Origin of the sequence: Stenotrophomonas sp. JAI102, assembly GCF_013409105.1 — a bacterium.
Classification (GTDB): domain Bacteria; phylum Pseudomonadota; class Gammaproteobacteria; order Xanthomonadales; family Xanthomonadaceae; genus Stenotrophomonas; species Stenotrophomonas maltophilia_AA.
This window is the reverse complement of record NZ_JACCCI010000002.1, coordinates 255,029-273,997: the sequence shown is the minus strand read 5'-3', so window position 1 is coordinate 273,997 and position 18,969 is coordinate 255,029. Positions and strand designations below refer to the sequence as shown.

The 18,969-nt window shown below is 67.6% G+C and carries 19 protein-coding genes; 10 read left to right on the top strand and 9 right to left on the bottom strand.

Annotation, left to right across the window (positions count from 1 at the left end; genetic code table 11):
* The first annotated feature begins 188 nt into the window (after positions 1–188).
* From HDC96_RS09830 to HDC96_RS09805, 6 genes are read left to right on the top strand one after another with little or no spacing between them, the layout of a single operon-like run.
* On the top strand, positions 189–3,014 hold the full coding sequence (locus HDC96_RS09830; protein ID WP_179459842.1) for a monovalent cation/H+ antiporter subunit A: 2,826 nt from the start codon (positions 189–191) through the stop codon (positions 3,012–3,014).
* Positions 3,014–3,397, top strand: coding sequence for a Na+/H+ antiporter subunit C (locus tag HDC96_RS09825; RefSeq protein WP_179459841.1), 384 nt, complete (start codon positions 3,014–3,016; stop codon positions 3,395–3,397). Before HDC96_RS09830 ends, HDC96_RS09825 begins: the two co-directional genes overlap by 1 nt.
* Positions 3,394–4,929, top strand: coding sequence for a monovalent cation/H+ antiporter subunit D (locus HDC96_RS09820; RefSeq protein ID WP_179459840.1), 1,536 nt, complete (start codon positions 3,394–3,396; stop codon positions 4,927–4,929). Before HDC96_RS09825 ends, HDC96_RS09820 begins: the two co-directional genes overlap by 4 nt.
* Positions 4,926–5,432 carry a Na+/H+ antiporter subunit E gene (locus HDC96_RS09815; protein ID WP_179459839.1) on the top strand — a complete coding sequence of 169 codons (507 nt, stop codon included), beginning with the start codon at positions 4,926–4,928 and terminating at the stop codon, positions 5,430–5,432. Before HDC96_RS09820 ends, HDC96_RS09815 begins: the two co-directional genes overlap by 4 nt.
* On the top strand, positions 5,429–5,713 hold the full coding sequence (locus tag HDC96_RS09810) for a K+/H+ antiporter subunit F (RefSeq protein WP_019185292.1): 285 nt from the start codon (positions 5,429–5,431) through the stop codon (positions 5,711–5,713). Before HDC96_RS09815 ends, HDC96_RS09810 begins: the two co-directional genes overlap by 4 nt.
* A complete protein-coding gene (locus HDC96_RS09805) occupies positions 5,710–6,123 on the top strand; it encodes a Na+/H+ antiporter subunit G (RefSeq protein ID WP_179459838.1) in 414 nt (137 codons plus the stop codon). The genes HDC96_RS09810 and HDC96_RS09805 overlap by 4 nt, the downstream gene beginning before the upstream one ends.
* Before the next feature lie 84 nt (positions 6,124–6,207).
* Here the strand turns inward: HDC96_RS09805 and HDC96_RS09800 are convergent, their stop codons facing one another.
* Together HDC96_RS09800 and HDC96_RS09795 are read right to left on the bottom strand one after the other, a co-directional pair.
* A complete protein-coding gene (locus HDC96_RS09800; protein ID WP_179459837.1) occupies positions 6,208–7,164 on the bottom strand; it encodes a calcium/sodium antiporter in 957 nt (318 codons plus the stop codon).
* 100 nt (positions 7,165–7,264) lie between these two features.
* Positions 7,265–7,846 carry a hypothetical protein gene (locus tag HDC96_RS09795; protein WP_179460381.1) on the bottom strand — a complete coding sequence of 194 codons (582 nt, stop codon included), beginning with the start codon at positions 7,844–7,846 and terminating at the stop codon, positions 7,265–7,267.
* Between the two features lie 158 nt (positions 7,847–8,004).
* Here HDC96_RS09795 and HDC96_RS09790 point away from each other — a divergent pair, with 158 nt between their 5' ends.
* Both HDC96_RS09790 and HDC96_RS09785 read left to right on the top strand, forming a co-directional pair.
* Complete coding sequence (locus HDC96_RS09790; protein WP_179459836.1) at positions 8,005–8,535, top strand: hypothetical protein; 531 nt, start codon at positions 8,005–8,007, stop codon at positions 8,533–8,535.
* A gap of 106 nt (positions 8,536–8,641) precedes the next feature.
* On the top strand, positions 8,642–8,797 hold the full coding sequence (locus HDC96_RS09785; RefSeq protein WP_179459835.1) for a hypothetical protein: 156 nt from the start codon (positions 8,642–8,644) through the stop codon (positions 8,795–8,797).
* Positions 8,798–8,849: 52 nt separating this feature from the next.
* Here HDC96_RS09785 and hmgA read toward each other — a convergent pair whose 3' ends face one another.
* Together hmgA and hppD are read right to left on the bottom strand one after the other, a co-directional pair.
* The gene (hmgA, locus tag HDC96_RS09780; RefSeq protein ID WP_179459834.1) at positions 8,850–10,151 is read right to left on the bottom strand and encodes a homogentisate 1,2-dioxygenase; all 1,302 of its coding nucleotides are present in this window, start codon (positions 10,149–10,151) and stop codon (positions 8,850–8,852) included.
* A 106-nt stretch (positions 10,152–10,257) separates the two neighbouring features.
* Positions 10,258–11,373, bottom strand: coding sequence for a 4-hydroxyphenylpyruvate dioxygenase (gene hppD, locus HDC96_RS09775; RefSeq protein WP_179459833.1), 1,116 nt, complete (start codon positions 11,371–11,373; stop codon positions 10,258–10,260).
* Positions 11,374–11,500: 127 nt separating this feature from the next.
* Between hppD and HDC96_RS09770 the strand changes: the two genes are divergently transcribed.
* Positions 11,501–11,992: a MarR family winged helix-turn-helix transcriptional regulator gene (locus HDC96_RS09770; RefSeq protein WP_179459832.1), complete on the top strand. Its 492-nt coding sequence runs from the start codon at positions 11,501–11,503 to the stop codon at positions 11,990–11,992.
* Positions 11,993–12,074: 82 nt separating this feature from the next.
* Here HDC96_RS09770 and HDC96_RS09765 read toward each other — a convergent pair whose 3' ends face one another.
* The 5 genes from HDC96_RS09765 to HDC96_RS09745 form a co-directional block, all read right to left on the bottom strand.
* On the bottom strand, positions 12,075–13,217 hold the full coding sequence (locus HDC96_RS09765; protein WP_179459831.1) for a hypothetical protein: 1,143 nt from the start codon (positions 13,215–13,217) through the stop codon (positions 12,075–12,077).
* A gap of 119 nt (positions 13,218–13,336) precedes the next feature.
* On the bottom strand, positions 13,337–13,945 hold the full coding sequence (locus HDC96_RS09760; RefSeq protein WP_179459830.1) for a thioredoxin family protein: 609 nt from the start codon (positions 13,943–13,945) through the stop codon (positions 13,337–13,339).
* 8 nt (positions 13,946–13,953) lie between these two features.
* Positions 13,954–15,456, bottom strand: coding sequence for a peptide MFS transporter (locus HDC96_RS09755; protein ID WP_179459829.1), 1,503 nt, complete (start codon positions 15,454–15,456; stop codon positions 13,954–13,956).
* Positions 15,457–15,699: 243 nt separating this feature from the next.
* Entirely contained in the window at positions 15,700–16,578 is an 879-nt protein-coding gene (locus HDC96_RS09750) for a tryptophan 2,3-dioxygenase family protein (protein WP_179459828.1), read from the bottom strand.
* A 71-nt stretch (positions 16,579–16,649) separates the two neighbouring features.
* Entirely contained in the window at positions 16,650–17,219 is a 570-nt protein-coding gene (locus HDC96_RS09745; protein WP_179459827.1) for an NAD-dependent dehydratase, read from the bottom strand.
* 133 nt (positions 17,220–17,352) lie between these two features.
* Between HDC96_RS09745 and HDC96_RS09740 the strand changes: the two genes are divergently transcribed.
* Positions 17,353–18,918 carry a GGDEF domain-containing protein gene (locus tag HDC96_RS09740; protein WP_179459826.1) on the top strand — a complete coding sequence of 522 codons (1,566 nt, stop codon included), beginning with the start codon at positions 17,353–17,355 and terminating at the stop codon, positions 18,916–18,918.
* Positions 18,919–18,969 lie beyond the last annotated feature (51 nt).

Below are 18,969 nucleotides of genomic sequence, written 5' to 3'. Positions count from 1 at the left end.
GGCCACAGTCGGCAAAGTCGAGGGCGGGCCTCCATACGGCCTTCGACGGACCCGAATGGGGCCATGCGCCGGCCCGAAAAAATGAATCAGTGCACGTTAGATGCAATTGAGGGCGTATTCGGGTGTATCGGCAGCAATTGCCTGCCTGTTAGACTGAACGACCTGCTCGTGAATCCCGCATTCCCTGCATGAATCCTAGTCTGCTCCTGCTGCTCGCCCTGCCCTTCCTGATGGCAGTGGCCGTCGCTTCATTCCGCCGCACCTCCCGCTCCACGGCCGCCTGGGTAGCCGCGGCCGCTCCGCTGGGAGGACTGGCGCTGTTGGCGACGATGACCCCGGCGATCATGGACGGCGGGATCGTCCGCAGCTATGGGGAGTGGATTCCGCAGATCGGTCTGGCCTTCTCGCTGCGCCTGGACGGCCTGGCCTGGATGTTCGCCGGGATGGTGCTGGCGATCGGCGCGCTGGTGGTGATGTACGCCCACTACTATCTCAGCGCCCGCGACAGCGCCCACCGCTTCTACTGTTACCTGCTGCTGTTCATGGGTGCCATGCTGGGCATGGTGCTCTCGGGCAACCTGCTGCTGCTGATGGTGTTCTGGGAAATGACCAGCATCAGCTCGTTCCTGCTGATCGGCTTCTGGTCGCACCGCCAGGACGCCCGCGAGGGCGCCCGGATGGCCCTGGTGGTCACCGGCGGCGGCGGCCTGGCCCTGCTCGGCGGCGTGCTGCTGATCGGCCGCATCGTGGGCAGCTTCGAGCTGGACGCGGTGCTCGCCGCCGGCGATCTGATCCGCGCCAGTGCGCTGTACCCGTATGCGCTGTTCCTGGTCCTGGCCGGCATCTTCACCAAGAGCGCCCAGTTCCCGTTCCACTTCTGGCTGCCGCACGCGATGGCCGCCCCGACCCCCGTCTCGGCCTACCTGCACTCGGCCACCATGGTCAAAGCCGGTGTGTTCCTGCTGGCGCGGCTGCATCCGGCGCTGGCCGGCAGCGATCTGTTCTTCTATACGGTCAGCGGCATCGGTGCGATCACCCTGCTGATCGGTGCCTGGAACGCGATCTTCCAGCATGACCTCAAAGGCCTGCTGGCCTATTCGACGATCTCCCACCTGGGCCTGATCACCATGCTGTTCGGCCTGTCCGCGCCGATGGCGGTGGTCGCCGGCGTGTTCCACATCCTCAACCACGCCACCTTCAAGGCCTCGCTGTTCATGGCAGCGGGCATCATCGACCATGAGACCGGCACCCGCGACATGCGCAAGCTCGGTGGGCTGCGCCGCCTGATGCCGATCACCAGCGCGCTGGCGATCATCGCCTCGCTGGCGATGGCCGGCATCCCGCTGCTCAACGGCTTCCTGTCCAAGGAAATGCTGTTTGCCGAGGCGCTGACCGCCGGACCGGAGGCGATGCGCATCGCGATGACGATCGCCGCATTGCTGGCCGGCGTGTTCGGCGTGGCCTACAGCCTGCGCTTCGTGCTCGACACCTTCTTCGGCAAGGGCCCGCATGACCTGGACCGGGTGCCGCACGAACCGCCGCGCTTCATGAAGGTGCCGGTGGAGATCCTGGTGGTGGTGTGCGTGGCCGTCGGCGTCGCGCCGGCGATCACCATCGCGCCGGTGCTGCATGCCGCCGCGTCGTCGATCCTGGGCCCGGCGATGCCGGCCTACAGTCTCTCGGTCTGGCACGGCTTCAACATGCCGCTGGCGATGAGCGCGGCCGGCGTGATCGGTGGCATCGTGCTGTACTTCGGCCTGCGCCGCCTGATCGACCTGCATGCCGTGGTCACCCGCAGCATCGGCCGCAACATCTTCCACAAGCAGCTGGACCTGGTGTTCGGCTTCGCCCACCGGTTGACCCAGGGCCTGGCCAACGGCAGCCTGCAACGCATGTTGATGGCGCTGGTGGTAGTGGCGATCATCGTCGCCGCCGCGCCGTTCGTGGCCAACCCGGCTTCACCCAACTGGCCCTCGCCGCAGCCGATCCCGCTGCTGGGCTGGGCGCTGTGGCTGGTGATGATGGCCTGTGCGCTGGGCGCGCTGTTCGTCTACCGGCAGCGCCTGCTGGCAGTGCTGGTGGTCGGCGGCGTCGGCCTGCTGGTCTCGCTGACCTTCGTGTTCCTGTCCGCGCCCGACCTGGCGCTGACCCAACTGCTGGTCGAGATGGTCACCCTGGTGCTGATGCTGCTGGGCATGAACTACCTGCCGAGCCAGTCGCCGCCGGAGAAGTCGGTCTGGCGAAAGCGGCGCGATGCGGTGATCGCGATCGTCGCCGGTGGCGGCCTGGCCGCGATGGCCTACACCGCGATGACCCTGCCGCCGAACACCATGGCCGGCGAACTGCTGGCGCGTGCGCTGCCGGAGGCCTATGGGCAGAACGTGGTCAACGTGATCCTGGTCGACTTCCGTGGCTTTGATACCTTCGGTGAGATCACCGTGTTCGGCATCGCCGCGCTGGTGGTGCACGCCATGCTGCGCCGCTCGCGGATGGCGCCGGAACAGATCATGCAGGGCCCGCCGATCAAGCTGCCGGTGCCGGCCGATCTGGCCCAGATCATGTTCCCGCTCACCGTGACCGTCTCGATCTTCCTGTTCCTGCGCGGCCACAACGCGCCCGGCGGTGGCTTCGTCGCCGGCCTGGTGCTGGCCGTGCCGCTGCTGATCCAGTACGTCATCCAGGGCACCACCTCGGTGGAATCGCGCTTCGGCTTCGACTACATCCGCTGCGTCGGTGCCGGCCTGCTGATCGCCATCCTCAGTGGCTGCGCCTCGATGCTGTTCGGCGTGCCGTTCCTGACCAGCGGCCACCTGGACCTGCACCTTCCGCTGATCGGCGAGGTACCGCTGGCCAGTGCGATCGGCTTCGATACCGGCGTGTACCTGGTGGTGTTCGGCGGCGTGATGCTGATGCTCTCGATGATGGGCACGGTCAAGCCCTCGCGCACCCGCAACGCCCGTAAAGGCGAGATCGATCCCACCCGCCGTTCGGCAAAAACCGGGGAGATGCACTGATGGAACTGGCCCTGGCAAGCGCCATCGGCGTACTGAGCGCGATCGGCATCTACCTGTTGCTGCGCGCGCGCAGCTTCGATGTGATCCTCGGCATGACCTTCCTCTCGTATGCGACCAACCTGCTGATCTTTGCCGGCGGCCGCCTGGTGCAGGGCAAGGCGCCGGTGCTGCGTGAGGGCATCGACAGCGATCTGGCCAACTACACCGATCCGCTGCCGCAGGCACTGGTGCTGACCGCCATCGTGATCGCGTTCGCGATGACCGCGGTCAGCATCGTGCTGGCGATGCGCAGCCGCAGCGACAACCACAGCGACCACGTGGACGCGCACGAAGAAGAAGAACTCCCCGCCGATACCGCGCCGGGCCGGGAGGGCCGCGCATGAACCATGCGGTGATCCTGCCCATCCTGATTCCGCTGTTCGGCGCGGCCTGCTCGCTGTTCGTCGAGCACCGCCGCTATGGGCCGAAGGTGCAGCGCACGGTGGCGTGGACCACGTTGACCGCGCTCGCCGCGGCCGTCGCGCTGCTGTTCGCGCAGACCGCCGACGGCAGCACCGCGGTCTACCTGCTGGGCGACTGGCCCTCGCGCCTGGGCATCGCGCTGGTGGCCGACCGCCTGTCGGCCTGGATGCTGGTGACCACGCTGCTGCTGGCCATCCCCTGCCTGCTGCACGCGTGTTCGGGCTGGGACCGGCGCGCACCGCACTTCCATGCGCTGTTCCAGTTCCAGCTGGTCGGCCTCAACGGCGCGTTCCTGACCGGCGACATCTTCAACCTGTTCGTGTTCTTCGAGGTGATGCTGATCGCCTCCTACGGCCTGCTGCTCAGCGGCGGCCGCGGCCTGCGCATGCGCATCGGCCTGCATTACGTGGTGTTCAACGTCACTGCCTCGACCCTGTTCCTGATCGCGCTCGGCCTGCTGTATGCCTCGCTGGGCTCGCTCAACATGGCCGAGCTGTCCCAGCGCATCGCCGAAGTCCCGGCGTCGCACCTGACCCTGGTCAAGGCGACCATGGGCCTGCTGCTGCTGGTGTTCTGCAGCAAGGCCGCGCTGATGCCGCTGTATCTGTGGCTGCCGGAGGCCTATGCACGTGCGCCGGCCGCGGTGGCCGCACTGTTCGCGATCATGACCAAGGTCGGCCTCTATGCCGTGCTGCGGGTCAGTACGCTGTGGTTCGGCGAAGGCGCGGGCCCGATGGCCGGCTACGGCAGCCAGTGGCTGCTCTGGGCCGGCGTGGCGACGCTGGTGCTGGGCGGCCTGGGCGTGCTCGCCGCCGCGCGCCTGCGCGTGCTGATCTCCTACCTGGTGGTGGTCTCGGCGGCGACGCTGTTCATCGCGTTCTCGGTGCGCACGCCGGAAGTCCTCTCGGCGGGCCTGTATTACCTGCCGCACAGCACCTTCGTGGCCGCCGCGCTGTTCCTCATTGCCGACCTGATCCGTCGCCGTCGTGGCGGCGCCAGCGACCGCAAGGAAGTCATCGCGCCGATGCCGGGCAAGGAAACGCCCGCCGTGCTGTTCCTGATCGGCGCCGTCTCAGTCGCCGGCCTGCCGCCGCTGTCCGGCTTCCTGGCCAAGGCCGCGCTGCTGGCCGGCATGCCCGCGCAGTACACCTGGGCGGTGTGGGCCGCGGTGCTGGGCAGCAGCCTGATGGTGATCGTCGGGCTGACCCGGGGCGGCATCCGCCTGTTCTGGCGCGTACCAGTCGTCGAAGAAGGCGCGCCCAAACCGCGCAAGGCCCCCACGCGCACCGTGGAACTGTTCGCCGCCGCGCTGCTGCTCAGCTATGGCATCGCGATGAGCGTGTTCGCCGGCCCGCTGATGCAGCACACCGATGCGATGGCCACCCAGCTGCTGCAGCCCCAGGACTATGTGGGTGAACTGCGCGCCACCACGCCGGAGATCCGCCAGCCATGACGCGCAAGCCTTCCCTGTACAAGCGCATCCTGCCCTCGCCCTCGCTGAGCGTGATGGTGGTGGCGTTCTGGCTGTTGATGTCCGACAGCTTCACCTTGGGCCAGTTCGTGCTCGGCATGATCCTGGGCGTGGTGGTGCCGTTGTTCGCCGCGCGGCTGGACCGCGAGTTCGCGCGGATCGGCTCGCTCAAGCCGTTGCCCAAACTGGTGCTCGTGACCCTGTGGGACATCCTGGTCTCCAACATCCGGGTCGCGATCCAGGTGCTGGGCCCGGAGCGCCGCATCCACCCGGGCTTCATCTGGCTGCCGCTGGATATCGCCAACATCCACGGCATCGCCGCGCTGACCAGCATGATCACGCTGACCCCGGGCACCGTCTCCGCCGCGCTGTCGGATGACCGCCGCTACCTGCTGGTGCACGTGCTGCACCTGGATGATCCGGACGAGCTGATCCGGCAGATCAAATCCCGCTACGAAGCCCCGCTGATGGAGATCTTCCCATGACCGGACATATGTTCATCCAGACCACGATGGTGGTGTGCATGCACGTGGTCGGCCTGGCCATGCTGCTGGCCACCTGGCGCCTGCTGCGCGGCCCGACCGTGCCCGACCGCATCCTTGCCCTGGACACCTTGTCGGTGACGGCCATCGCCGAGCTGATGCTGTTCGGCATGTACCTCAACTCCGCGGTCTACTTCGAAGCCGCGCTGATCATCGCCATGCTCGGCTTCGGCAGCACGGTGGTGCTCAGCAAGTTCGTGCTGCGCCGGGACATCGTCGAATGATCACCTTCATCCAGATCGTGCTGTCGATCCTGCTGCTGTTCGGCTGCTTCTTCATCCTGGTCGGCGCGCTCGGCCTGGTGAAGCTGTCCACGTTCTTCAAGCGCCTGCATGCACCGACCAAGGCCAGCACGCTGGGCGTGGGCTGCGTGCTGGTGGGTTCGGTCTGCTATCACATCTTCCTCGGCGAAGATCCGCAGCCGCGCGAGCTGTTGATCACCGCGTTCCTGTTCATCACCGCGCCGATCAGCGCGCACATGATGGCCAAGGCCGCGCTGTCGCTGCTGATGGAAACCCGGCCGGAGCTGCCAGGCCACAAGACCGCCAAGGAAGAACAGCTGCCGCCGCCGGAACCACGCCGCGACGACGACGCCGATGATGCGAAAGCGCCCATTTCCCGCGACAGCCAGTAGAGCCGGCCGCTGGCCGGCTTGAACAAGTCCGCACCGCTGTAGAGCCGGCCGCTGGCCGGCTGCTTCAACGGTGGGCCGACAACCTCACACCCCGCCGATCAACGCCAGCTCCAGCGCGATCCAACCCAGGAACGCCACGACCAGCACCGCGCCTTCGCGCCGGCTGATCGTCAGGTCACCGCGCAGCATCGGGTACAGCACCAGGACGAAGGCGATCGCCGCCGGCAGCTCCAGTTTCACGAACGACGCGGGCAGCGCCAGCGGACGCAGCGCGGCCATGCCGCCGACCACCACCAGCAGGTTGAACAGGCTCGAGCCGATCACGTGGCCGAGCACCATGTCGCCCTGGCCACGGCGTGCCGCCGCGACCGCCGCGGCGACTTCGGGCAGCGCAGTGCCGATCGCCACCGGCAGCAGGCCGACCAGCAGCGGCGACCAGCCCAGCCCAGCGCCGAACACCGGTGCGGCCTGTACGATCCAGCGCGCGCCGAGGTAGAGGCACACCGCCGCGAACGACAGTCGCAGAAGGTTGAGAAACAGCCCGGTGCGGGTCATCGCATAGCCGGCGATGGCCTCGCGCACCGGCTCGGATTCCGCCCGCGCGCGGCGCAGCAGGAACACCAGCAGGGCGACGAAGGCGAGCAGCAGCACGGCCCCTTCCCAGCGCGCGATCACGCCGTCCAGGCCGAACAGGATCAGCAGCAGGCTGGCCGCCGCAAGGCACACCAGCAGCGGCGAGAGCAGGCGCGCGCGAACCAGTAGCGGCGCGGCCAGGGCCGCCAGGCCCAGGGTCAGCCCGACATTGACGATGTTGCTGCCCACCGCGTTGCCCAGCGCGAGATCTTCCGCCCCGACCGCGAAGGCCCGGGCATTGACCACCAGCTCGGGCAGCGAGGTGCCGAAGGCGACCAGCAGCAACCCCGCCACGAAGGGCGAGGCGCCGAAGCGCTGGGCCAGCCCGGAGGCGGCCTTGACGATGGAATCGCCCCCCAGTGCCAACAGCACCAGGCCCAGCACGAACCAAACAGTGGCAGCGATCATCTGGTGCTCCCCGGTGACAGGTGTGAGCCGATTCTAGGGCCAGCCCACGACGAACGGTGAAGGCCCGCCCCGGCGCCGCGGCCGGGGCGGTGCCGGTGGCTCAGGAGCAGCCTTCCACGTAGTCCACCTGCGGGGTCTTGCCGACGCGCCAGGCGGTGACGTTGCCATCGCCGTTGATCTCGAAGTTGACCAGTGCGCCGCCCTCGGTCGCCGGGCGCACCCGCAGGTTGTGGCCTTTCTCGTCGTACTTGTGCGGGGTCAGGTCGCCGCGGTCCGGGTACAGCGTCTGCAGCTGGCCGAGCGACATGCCGACCTTGCCGCCGCCCGGGGCGACGATGCGATCGTTGCGCACGTCATAACGCACCAGGCGCCTGCCCTCGATCATGAAGATCACGTCCTCGGCCTGCGCGCCTTCGGGCCGCAGCGCATGGCAGTAGTCGTCGGCGACCTCGCCCTGCAGCGGTTCCTTCCAGGCCGCCCGCACCTCGTCCAGCGTGCTGCCCAAGGCCACGGGCCCGTAGCCATCCAGCCGCGCCGGTCCCTGCGTTGCCGTACTCGGCGCCGCCGTGGCGGGCGCTGCGGGCGCGGGGTCCGCCGCCGGTGCAGGCACGGCCGCCTCGGCATCGGTCGAGGGGGTTTCGGGCGCGCGCCCGCACGCGGCCAAGGCCAGCACCATCCCCAGTGCCATCACGCTTCCCAGCTGTTTCATGCCTGCATCCTCCCGTTGAATGGGCGCAGCCTAGCGCGAGGGCCGTGTGGGCGACATGCACGGGCCTCGCTGTCATCCGCGTTTCACCTGCCGCGTTCAGGCTCGGCCTGCACCGCATCGACCCCGCCCCCATGCAACCGCAGAAGACCGACCTTGCCCGCACCGCGCTGCAGGCCCACCGCGCTCCGCTGGACATGCGCCAGCGCCGGCTGTTGATCCTGTGCGACGGCCAGCGTGACCTGGTCCAGCTCGGCCAGCTGGTGGGACCGGAAACCCCGGCGATGGTGATCCAGCTGATCCAGAGCGGGTACCTGGTATCGCGTGCGGTCGCGGAGGTCGCCGTTGTCGCGCCCGCCGCGCCCGCGGCTGGCGTGATGCCGACCGTGGCACCGGTGCCGGTGACCGAACGCCGCCGCTCGCTGGTCGCCGCCCGCATCTACCTGCTGGACATCCTGGAACTGCAGCGCCATCCGCAGGCGGCGGCGCTGTTCCATACCCTGCAGCAGTCGCGCAGCGATGAAGCGGTCATGGCCGCGCTGCTCACCGCCCTCGAGGCGCTGCCCGGGCTGACCTCGACCGGCTACGCCGAACGGGTGCGGCAGCGGTTGCTGGAGGTGCTGCCGAAGGAGCATGCCGACCGGTTCAAGACCGCCGTGGTTTGAGACGGTATTGCGGGAATCCGGTTTCGATGAAGAGGTTGAATTGGACGTGGCGAAGGGCTCGGCCCAAGGTACCAAGAGTTCCGAATGCGAGGTTTTATGGAAGCAAATGCGTGAAGAATCGAGCTATCTGGAGAGCATCCGCGAGGCAGTAGCCAAAGGGCAGGCAGATACGCGTGCGCCGTTGCCCAGCGCCGCCGCGCACCTGCACATGGCCGCGTTGAAGGCGCGACTTAGTGACGAGTTGCGGATCGCGTTGAAATGACAACCGCACGCGAGATAACCGCTACCGCGAACGGCAACACTTTGTCTCCGCTCTACCCAGCAAAATTCGCCTTCAACCCCTGCCAGCAGTGCTGGTACCCGCGCTGGCGGTGCGCGGCCTCCAGCGCCTGGGCGGTCGGGCGGATGACGCCGCGGGTTTCGAACATGAAGGCCATCGTGTCCTTGATCACGTCCGGCCGGCTCAGGTCGGCCGCAGAGGCCTTCTCGAAGGTCGCTGCGTCCGGGCCGTGGCCGCTCATGCAGTTGTGCAGCGAGGCACCCCCCGGCACAAAGCCTTCCGCCTTCGCATCGTAGGCACCATGGATCAGGCCCATGAACTCGCTGGCGATGTTGCGGTGGAACCACGGCGGGCGGAACGTGTCCTGCGCGACCAGCCAGCGCGGCGGGAAGATCGCGAAGTCCATGTTGCTGGTGCCCGGCGTGTCGCTGGGCGAATGCAGCACGAGGAAGATCGAGGGATCGGGATGGTCGTGGCTGATCGAGCCGATCGTGTTGAAGCGGCGCAGATCGTAGCGGTATGGCGCGTAGTTGCCGTGCCAGGCGACCACGTCCAGCGGCGAATGATCGATGTCCGCGCGCCACAGCTGGCCCTCGAACTTGGCGATCAGTTCGAACGCGCCGTCGAGGTTCTCGAACGCCGCGTGCGGCGTCTCGAAGTCACGCGGATTGGCCAGGCCGTTGGAGCCGATCGGGCCCAGGTCCGGCAGCTTCAGCAGCGCGCCGAAGTTCTCGCAGACGTAGCCGCGCGCGTCGCCATCGGGCAGTTCGACACGGAAGCGCACGCCACGCGGAATCACCGCGATCTGCTGCGGCTCGATCTCGATCACGCCCAGCTCGGTGAGCAGGCGCAGGCGGCCGAGCTGCGGCACGATCAACAGCTCGCCATCGGCGTCGTAGAAATAGCGGCCCTGCATGTCGCGGTTGGCGGCATACAGGTGGATGCCGACGCCACCGTGGGCGTCCGGCGAGCCGTTACCGCCCATGGTGTACAGCCCTTCGATGAAATCGGTGGGCGTGCCAGGCAGCGGCAACGGATCCCAGCGCAGCTGGTTGGGCGAGACCGCGCCCTGCGCGAAGTCGCCGTGCAGATGCGGCTGGAGGAAGGGGGTGAATTCGCCGTGGGTCACCGCCGGGCGGATGCGGTACACCCAACTGCGGCGATTGCTGCCGCGCGGCGCGGTGAACGCCGTACCGGACAGCTGTTCGGCATACAGGCCATGGGCGACGCGCTGCGGGGAATTCCGTCCCACCGGCAGTGCGCCGGGCACCGCCTCGGTGGCGAACTCGTTGCCGAAACCGGTCTGGTAACCGCGCGATGACATCGGGTTGTTCATGGTCCTGCTCCGCCGGAGGCGTGGATGGCAAGGGAATACAGCCAGTGGCACCCGCGCGGGCGCGGATGCCACCGTTGGAGCGTAACGCGGGTGGCGGCCGAGTGCCTTACAGCACGCCGCGCTTCATCTGGTCGCGCTCGATGCTTTCGAACAGCGCGGTGAAGTTGCCTTCGCCGAAGCCTTCGTTGCCCTTGCGCTGGATGATCTCGAAGAAGATCGGCCCGATGCAGTTGGTGGTGAAGATCTGCAGCAGCTTGCGCTGGTGGGTCTCCGGGTCGGCGTCGATCAGGATCTTGTTCTTCGCCAGTCGGGCCACGTCTTCACCGTGGTTGGGCACGCGCATGTCGATCACATCGAAATACGTGTCCGGGGTGTCGAGGAACTCCACGCCCTGGGCGCGCATCGCTTCCACCGTCTCGTAGATGTTCTCGGTGAAGCAGGCGATGTGCTGGATGCCCTCGCCCTTGTAGGCGTCGAGGTATTCGTTGATCTGGCTCTTCGGATCGGAGGATTCGTTGAGCGGGATGCGCACGATGCCGTCCGGGGCGGTCATCGCCTTGGACACCAGGCCGGTCTTGAGGCCCTTGATGTCGAAGTAACGGATCTCGCGGAAGTTGAACAGGCGCTCGTAGTAGTCCGACCACTGCTGCATGTTGCCGAAGTACAGGTTGTGGGTCAGGTGGTCGATGAAGGTCAGCCCGAAGCCCTTCGGCCGCGGGTCGACGCCCTCGATCGGCGCGTAGTCGGTATCGAACATGCTGCCGTTGGCGCCGTAGCGGTCGACCAGGTACAGCATGCAGTCGCCGATGCCCTTGATGATCGGGGCGGCGACGGCGCGCGTCTCCGGCTTGAACTCGATCGCTTCGGCACCGTTGCCCAGCGCCATCTGGTAGACCTCGCCGCCCGGCTTCTTGAAGCGGATCGCGAAACCGCAGGCGCAGGGGCCGTGCTTCTCGGCGAAGTCCGAGGCGAACGAATCCGGCTCTTCATTGACCAGGAAATTCACGTCGCCCTGGCGATAGACCGTGATCGCGCGCTGCTTGTGGCGCAGCACCGCGGTGAAGCCCATCTTGCGGAAATAGTCGTGCAGTTCCGCGCCACGGCCGGCCGGGGCGGCGAACTCGACGAACTCGAAACCATCGATGCCCATCGGGTTTTCGAAGGTGGTGACCTGCATGCCCGGATCGGGTGCGTAGGACGCGGTGCTCGTTTGGCTGGTCATGCTGTGGCTCCAAAGCAGTCCGCATCGGAAAAAACCAGGTGCGGTAGGAAGGCAGACCCGCGAGAATGCGGAGTCCGGAACGTAGGTTATAGTTTCACATGAAACCACCATCAAGGTGCACCGCAGCATGAGCCCGCCCGATCCCAGCAGTCACAGCATCCGCGCCTCGCACGCCCTGCTCGATCTGGAGCAGTTCCTGCCGTACCGGCTGAGCGTTCTGTCCAACCGGGTCAGCGGCAACATCGCCAAGCTGTACGGGGACCGTTATGGCCTGGCGATCCCCGAGTGGCGGGTGATCACGGTCCTGGCGCTGTATCCGGGCTCGTCGGCGAGCGAGGTGTCCGATCGCACCGCGATGGACAAGGTCGCGGTCAGCCGCGCCGTGGCCAGACTGCTCGAACGGGGCTTCATCAAGCGTGAAACCCATGGCGACGACCGCCGCCGCTCGGTGCTGGCGCTGTCGGCCGCCGGATTCGAGGTGTACGAGACCATCGCCCCGCTGGTGATCGATATCACCCGCAAGCTGATGTCCGTGCTCAGCGAAGAGGAAGAACAGATGCTGGAAACGTTGATCCTGCGCCTGGCCGGCGAAGGCCTGCAGCGGATGGACGAGAGCTGATCGCAAGGCGTACCCACCCACGGTGGGTACCTACGCGATGCCGGTAGGCAACGACCGTTGGTCGTTGCGCCTCCGTTGCGCCTCAGCTCAGGTGCTTGCGCCGCGCATGCACCCACGGCGCCGCCAGGGCACCGATCGCGCCGCCGGCAAAGCCCAGCGAGGCGGCGACGGCGGCGGCTTCGATCGCGCCCGGCAGGGCCAGCGCGGCGACCACCAGCAACAGCGACGGCAGGCCGATGAAGGTCGCCATGAAGTAGCGCCAGCGCGGTGCCCAGGTCCCGACCTGGAGCAGGCTGACCGGCATCCAGGCTTCGCCCGACGCGTCCTGGGCGACCTTGGCAGCCACCTTGCCCAGGTCCGCTTCGACCGGCCCCTTGCCGCCCCGCGCGGCGGCCAGCATCGCGGCCACCTCCTCCACTGCCGGGAAGCTGGTCGGCCAGGTCTGCGGGGCGTTGACCCCGTACGCGGTCAGCAGCGGCACGCTGATCCACGGCGCCAGCAGCGGGCGCACTTTGCGCCGGTCCAGCACGCACCAGATCTGGGTCACCCCGTGCGCGGTGACGCTGTACAGCGCCAGCTGCGCTGCCGCCGGATACGGCAGCAGGTGCACGCGAGCGGCCATGCTGTCGTACCCCATCGCGCGCAGGAAGCCCGGGCGGGTGCGCCCTTCGTGCGCCCAGGCCAGGCCGAGCGCGCCGACCAGATACACCTCGGCAGGGTCTTTCGTGCCGGCGCTGGCGCGATCATCGCTGGCCAGGAAGAACGCCAGCGATCTGGGCTCCTCCACGTCGTGCTGGTCCCAGCGCCCGGCATCGCCGAGCACGTGCTTGAGCGGCAGGCGTGCCGGGGCGGTTTCGTCCTTGCTGGCGTTCTGCAGGAATGGCACCACGCTCAGTACGAAGCCCTGCAGGTCCACGCCGCGGAGGCCGCTGCCCTGCCACTCGGCCGGGATCAGGCCGGGCAGATTGCCCTGGCGTGCCAGCGCATCCAGTTGCGCCTTCTGCTCCACCAGCTTCTGCACCGCGGCCTTGAGCAGCACGTTGTCGGGCACGGAGACCATCGGCAGGCGGTAGCGGATCGCGCCCGGTGCCGGCGTCCCGGCCTCGCCATCGAGCGCATCCGGCGCGGTCTGGTCGTCGAGCAGGACATCGATCGGCGGCAGGCTCACGCCGGCCGGCGCATCAAGGGAAACATCGGTGGTGCTGTCGCTGGTGCCCGGCTGCATGCGTCGAATTCCGTCGGTTGCCCGCCACGAACAGCGCGGCATGAGGTCCTTGGAGGTAGCGGCAGCAGGGCGCGGAAATTGAGGACAAAAAAAGGCCGCGGAATCCGCGGCCTCTTCGATCACGACGCCTTCGGGGGCGCCCATTGCTTCATGAAGGCGAAGAAGCGGCCCCGGTCGTAGCCCTTCTTCTGCCCCTTGTCGGCCTCCAGCTCGCCGGTGAACTGCGAGTGCAGCAGTTTGCCGTCGGCATCGAGTACGAACAGGTGCGGGTAGCCTTTCACGGCCGGGAACTGCGACAGGAACGCCGCGTTCTCGTTCTCTTCACTGTAGTTGACCTTCATCCAGACGTAGTTCGCATCGCGGAAGCTGCGGATCTCCGCATCCCCTTCGATGAAGCCGTCCATCAGATGGCACCACGGGCACCACTCACCGCCCACGTCCACAATGATGCGCTTGCCGCCGCGCTGGGCTTCGACCTTGGCCGTGGCCAGGTCGGCGACCGGGTCGCGGGCCGGATCGAACTGGGCGTTGAGCGCCGCGATCGCGGCGATGTCCGCCGCGGCCGGGGTGTTGCCCGAGGCCACCGGTTCGCCGGGATCGGCGACCGGGGGTTTCTGCTCGGCGGTATCCAGCGGCTGCGCAGGTGCAGCGGTGGGCGCCGACGACGGCGAACAGGCGGCCAGCAGGCCGGCCGCGATCATCGACATCCCCACGGCTTTCATGCGCATCGCAGTCCTCACTTGACGCCGTGCATCAGCTTGTTGATCAGCGGGGCGACCAGGAACAGCACCACGCCGGAAATGATCAACGCCCAGAAGCCGAAGGTGTAGCCCTTCAGCGCCGATTCCACGGTCATGCCGCCTTCGCCGCTGACCACGCCGGCGAAGATGCCGGACATGTTGTTGCCGATGCCGGTGGACAGGAACCAGCCGCCCATGCCGAAGCCGACCAGGCGCACCGGGGCCAGCTTGGTCACCATCGACAAGCCGATCGGCGACAGGCACAGCTCACCGACGGACTGGATGACGTAGACCATGAACAGCGTCCAGAACGGGATCTTGCCGTCCACGACCATGCTCGACAGCGCCACCATCAGCAGCGCGAAGGCCGCACCGTTGAACAGCAGGCCCAGGCCGAACTTGCGCGGGATCGACGGGTTGGCGCGGCCCAGCTTGATCCAGATCCAGGCGATGATCGGGGCCAGGGTGATGATCGCCACCGAGTTGACCGACTGGAACCAGGCGGTCGGGAATTCCCAGCCGCCCAGGTTGCGGTTGACGATGTTGTCGGCCAGGAAGGTGAACGAGCTGCCGGCCTGTTCGAAGAACATCCAGAACATCACGTTGAAGGTGAAGATGATCAGCATCGCGATCACGCGGTCGCGCTGGACCTTGCCTTCGCGGATGCCTTCGACCAGCAGCAGGATCGCCAGCGCGATGAACATCACGCCCAGGATCCAGGCCAGCGCGGTGGCGCCGGTGGAGAGCAGGAAGAACGCGACCGGGATCGCCACGATCGCACCGATGAACACCATCACGATGCGGCCATAGCCCTCGGCACCGGCCGGCGGGGCGCCGATGCCCTTCAGGCCGGCGCGGCCGACGTAGAACCAGGCCAGGCTGATCAACATGCCGATGCCCGACGCGATGAAGACCATCTTGTAGGACGGCATCGCCTGGGTGCCGAACACGCGCTCGGCCAGGTACTGGGTCAGCACCGGGGCGATCATCGCGCCGATGTTGATGCCCATGTAGAAGATGGTGAAGCCCGAGTCGCGGCGCTCATCCTTCAGGCCGTACAGCTTGCCGACCATGGTGGAGATGTTCGGCTTGAACAGGCCGTTGCCGATGATGATCGTGGCCAGGCCGAACTCGAAGATCTCCTTGTTGGGCATGGCGACCATGAACAGGCCCGCGGCCATGATCACCGCACCGGTCAGGATCGAGCGTTGGTAGCCCAGGACCCGATCGGCCACGTAGCCACCGAAGATGGCGGCGGCGTACACCAGCGCCAGATAGGCACCGTAGGTCCGGCTGGCGGCGGCCTGGCCGGCCGAATCACCGTCGAAGAACTGCGCGACGATGTACAGCACCAGCGCCCAACGGATGCCGTAGAACGCAAAGCGTTCCCAGAATTCGGTCATGAACAGCATCCACAACGGGCGCGGATGGCCCAGCGTGGTCTTGAACTCCGGCAGCGCCGGATCGGGAACGGATTTCGCGGCGGCGTCTACGCTCATGCGGGATTCCTGGGTTCGGTGGAAGACATGCACGTCCGATGTGCGAAAGCAGCGCGGGAGAATCCCAGACCAACCACGTTCACGTCAAATACACGCTGATGTGTACCGCTGGCGGCACGGTCGCTGAACTTGCATCTGCAACTGCCGGCCTGGGACCGGCAGCGCAGCAACGGCGGGGCCTGCCGCACCGTACGGCGGATGGGCCCGGTAAATATGAATAGGCTTATTGCCGTCGATGCCGGATCAGGCGTCCGGCGGCATCGGATCGTCGTTGCGGATCGTGGTGCGCACCTGGAACAGCTCCGGGAAGAAGGTCAGCTCCAGCGCCTGGCGCAGGAAACCGACCCCGCTGGAGCCGCCGGTACCGCGCTTGAAGCCGATGATCCGCATCACCGTGCGCATGTGGCGGAAGCGCCAGAGCTGGAAGGCGGTCTCCAGATCGACCAGGTCCTCGCACAGCGAATACTCGCGCCAGAAACGGTCGGTGTTCTGGTAGATCCGCTCGAACACCGGGTGCAGCGCATCGTCGGCCACGTGCGGCTGCTGCCAGTCGCGGCCCTGGTAGCCGGCCGGGACCGGATGGCCGAAGCGGGCCAGGTAGCGCAGGAACTCCTCGTACAGGCTGGGGGCATCGAGCACCTCCTGCAGCTGGGCCTGGCCGGCCGGGTCATGCGAGAACACCTGCAGCATCTGCGCGTTCTTGTTGCCCAGCATGAATTCGATGTAGCGGTACTGCAGCGACTGGAAGCCCGACGACGGGCCCAGCACGTCGCGGAAGCCCATGTACTCCGAGGGCGTCAACGTCTCCAGCACCGACCACTGTTCGGTCAGCTGGCGCAGCACCTGCTTGCTGCGCGCCAGCACCTTGCGGCACTGCCACACCTCGTCGCGCTGCAGGAAGCCGATCGCCGCGCGCAGTTCGTGCGCCAGCAGCTTCAGCCACAGCTCCGAGGTCTGGTGCTGGATGATGAACAGCATCTCGTCGTGGTGCGGCGGGTTGGACAGTGGCTGCTGAGCCGACAGCAGCTGGTCCAGGCGCAGATAGCCGCCGTAGGTCAGCCGCCCCTCCAGGTCGGTATGGATACCAGCTTCGAGATCGCGTTGGTTCTTGTCGACGGACATGGCAGGGACCGCTTGAGGGGCAGAAAGGGTAGCGCAGTGGCCGGGCGGCCGCGCATCCGCCCGTCAGCGGCTCAGCGCTCCGCCAGATCGGCCGAGCCCACGATCCTGACGCCGGGCGTCGGCACCGGACCGAGCACGCCCAGCACCACACTGGCCAGATGTTCGCCGGTACGCCGCTCGGCACGCTCGCCCCCGATCAGCCCGGGGCGGACCAGGGTCAGCGACGGATAGCCCAGGTCCCGCAGGTCCTGTTCCAGCCGCCCCTTGACCTGGTTGTAGAAGATCCGCGAGTCCGGGTCGGCGCCCATCGCCGAATTCAATGCGAAGGCATGCGCGCCTTGGGCACGCGCCCGCCGCGCCACGGCCAGCGGGAAATCATGGTCGACCCGTGCGAACGCCTCCTTGCTGCCAGCCTGCTTGATCGTGGTGCCGAGCGCGCAGATCACGGCATCCACCGCCCACCAGTCGGCCTCGTCCGGCAGCTGCGCGAAGTCCACCACGGGATTGAGCAGCGCCGCATCGGTGAGCCCCACCGGCCGCCGGGTCGGGGCCACCACCGCATCGCAGCGCGGGTCGTCCAGCAGGTGCCGCAGCACATGACCGCCGACCAGTCCGGTCGCTCCCACCAGCATCACCTTCATCGCACGCTCCTGCCATTGCCGTGCTTACCATCCTGCCATGCAGGGCCGGTTCAAGCCCGACCCGACTGCGCCGATACTGTTCCCACCTCTCCACCGCTCCGGCCGTTGGCCGCGCCCTGCAAGGATCTGCCGCATGACGGACCCGCACGATGCTCCCCCCAGCCCCGGCACCGCCGTCGGACGGCTGCTGTCGCGGCGGCAGAGCGCGGGCACGGTGCTGGACACCGCCAGCGAGCCGGCACCCGGGCCCAAGGGCGGCAGCAGCGCGATGCTGCAGCGCCTGTTCGCCGGCATCGATACGCCCGAGCCGCTGCTGGCCGCCTTCGCCAACGGCATGTCCACCCTCCCCGGCGAGCTGGGCGACATGGGCCTGCGCCTGCAGTCGGCGCAGCGCAGCGCCGACTGGGTCAGCTACGGCCGTGCGATGCGCCAGCTGATCGACAAGTACATCCGCACCATCGAGCAGGAAACGCCGGACGGCCAGCCGGACAGCCTGCGCCTGCGCGAGCTGCTGCGGCACACCGTCGGGGTGACCGTGGCCAGCCTGCTGCAGAACATGCCCGAGCTGCGCGAGGAGCCGGCGCAGCTGGCCGGTGAACTGCGCCACTGGCATCCGGGCCAGCCACTGCAGCCGATCGAACAGCGGCTGCGCGAGCTCTCGCACCAGATCGGCGTGCGCAGCGATGGCTGGCAGGAACAGCAGGAGCTGCTGCTGAGCCTGTTCGATCTGCTGCTGGACAACATCAGCGAGCTGCTCGATGACAGCAGCTGGCTGCACGGCCAGGTGCACGCGGTGCGCTCGCTGATCGGTGGTCCGCTCGATCGCGACTCGGTGGAACAGGCACGCGCCAACCTGCGCGAAGTGATCTACAAGCAGGGCCTGCTCAAGCAGGGCATCGTCGAATCCAAGGCGGCGATGAAGAACGTCATGGGCGGTTTCATCGATCGCCTGGACGGCATGGCGGTCAGCACCGGCGAGTACCACGACCGGATCAGCAGTTACGCGCTGGCCCTGAAAGAGGCGCGCAGCATCGCCGATCTCAACCAGCTGCTGCAGGACGTCCTGCAGGATACCGGCCGGGTCCAGGACCAGGCCCTGCAGGCGCGCGACCACCTCGGCAACGCGCGCCGCGAAGTGGAGCAGGCCGAACAGCGCATCGCCGAGCTGGAGCAGGAGCTGCGCGAGGTGTCCGGGTTGATCCGCAGCGACCCGCTGACCGGAGCGCTCAACCGGCGCGGGCTGGACGAACTGCTTGAGCGCGAACGGGCGCGCGCCGCCCGCCACGGCCATCCGCTGGCGCTGGCCCTGCTCGACCTGGACGATTTCCACCAGACCAACACGCTGCACGGCCATGCCGGCGGCGATGCAGTGTTGCGCCACTTGGTCGAGGTCTGCCAGCTGCACCTGCGCAGCAGCGATGCGATCGCGCGCCTGGGCGGAGATGAGTTCGTCCTGCTGCTGCCGGAAACGCCGGCGGCGGACAGCATGTCCACCCTGCTGCGCCTGCAGCGCTCGCTGGCGCAGCGGCCGCTGCCGCTGGACGGACACCGGGTGCCGGTGCATTTCAGCGCCGGGCTGGCGCAATGGCTGCCGGGCGAAGCGGCGGACGCGCTGCTGCGGCGCGCCGATGCGGCGCTGTATGCGGCCAAGCGGGTCGGCAAGAACCGCGTGCAGGCGGCCGAACCCCCGGCGGGCTGATCCCGTGGCTGTGATATTCCGCGCACCGGCGCGAATCACCCGGGTATGGAC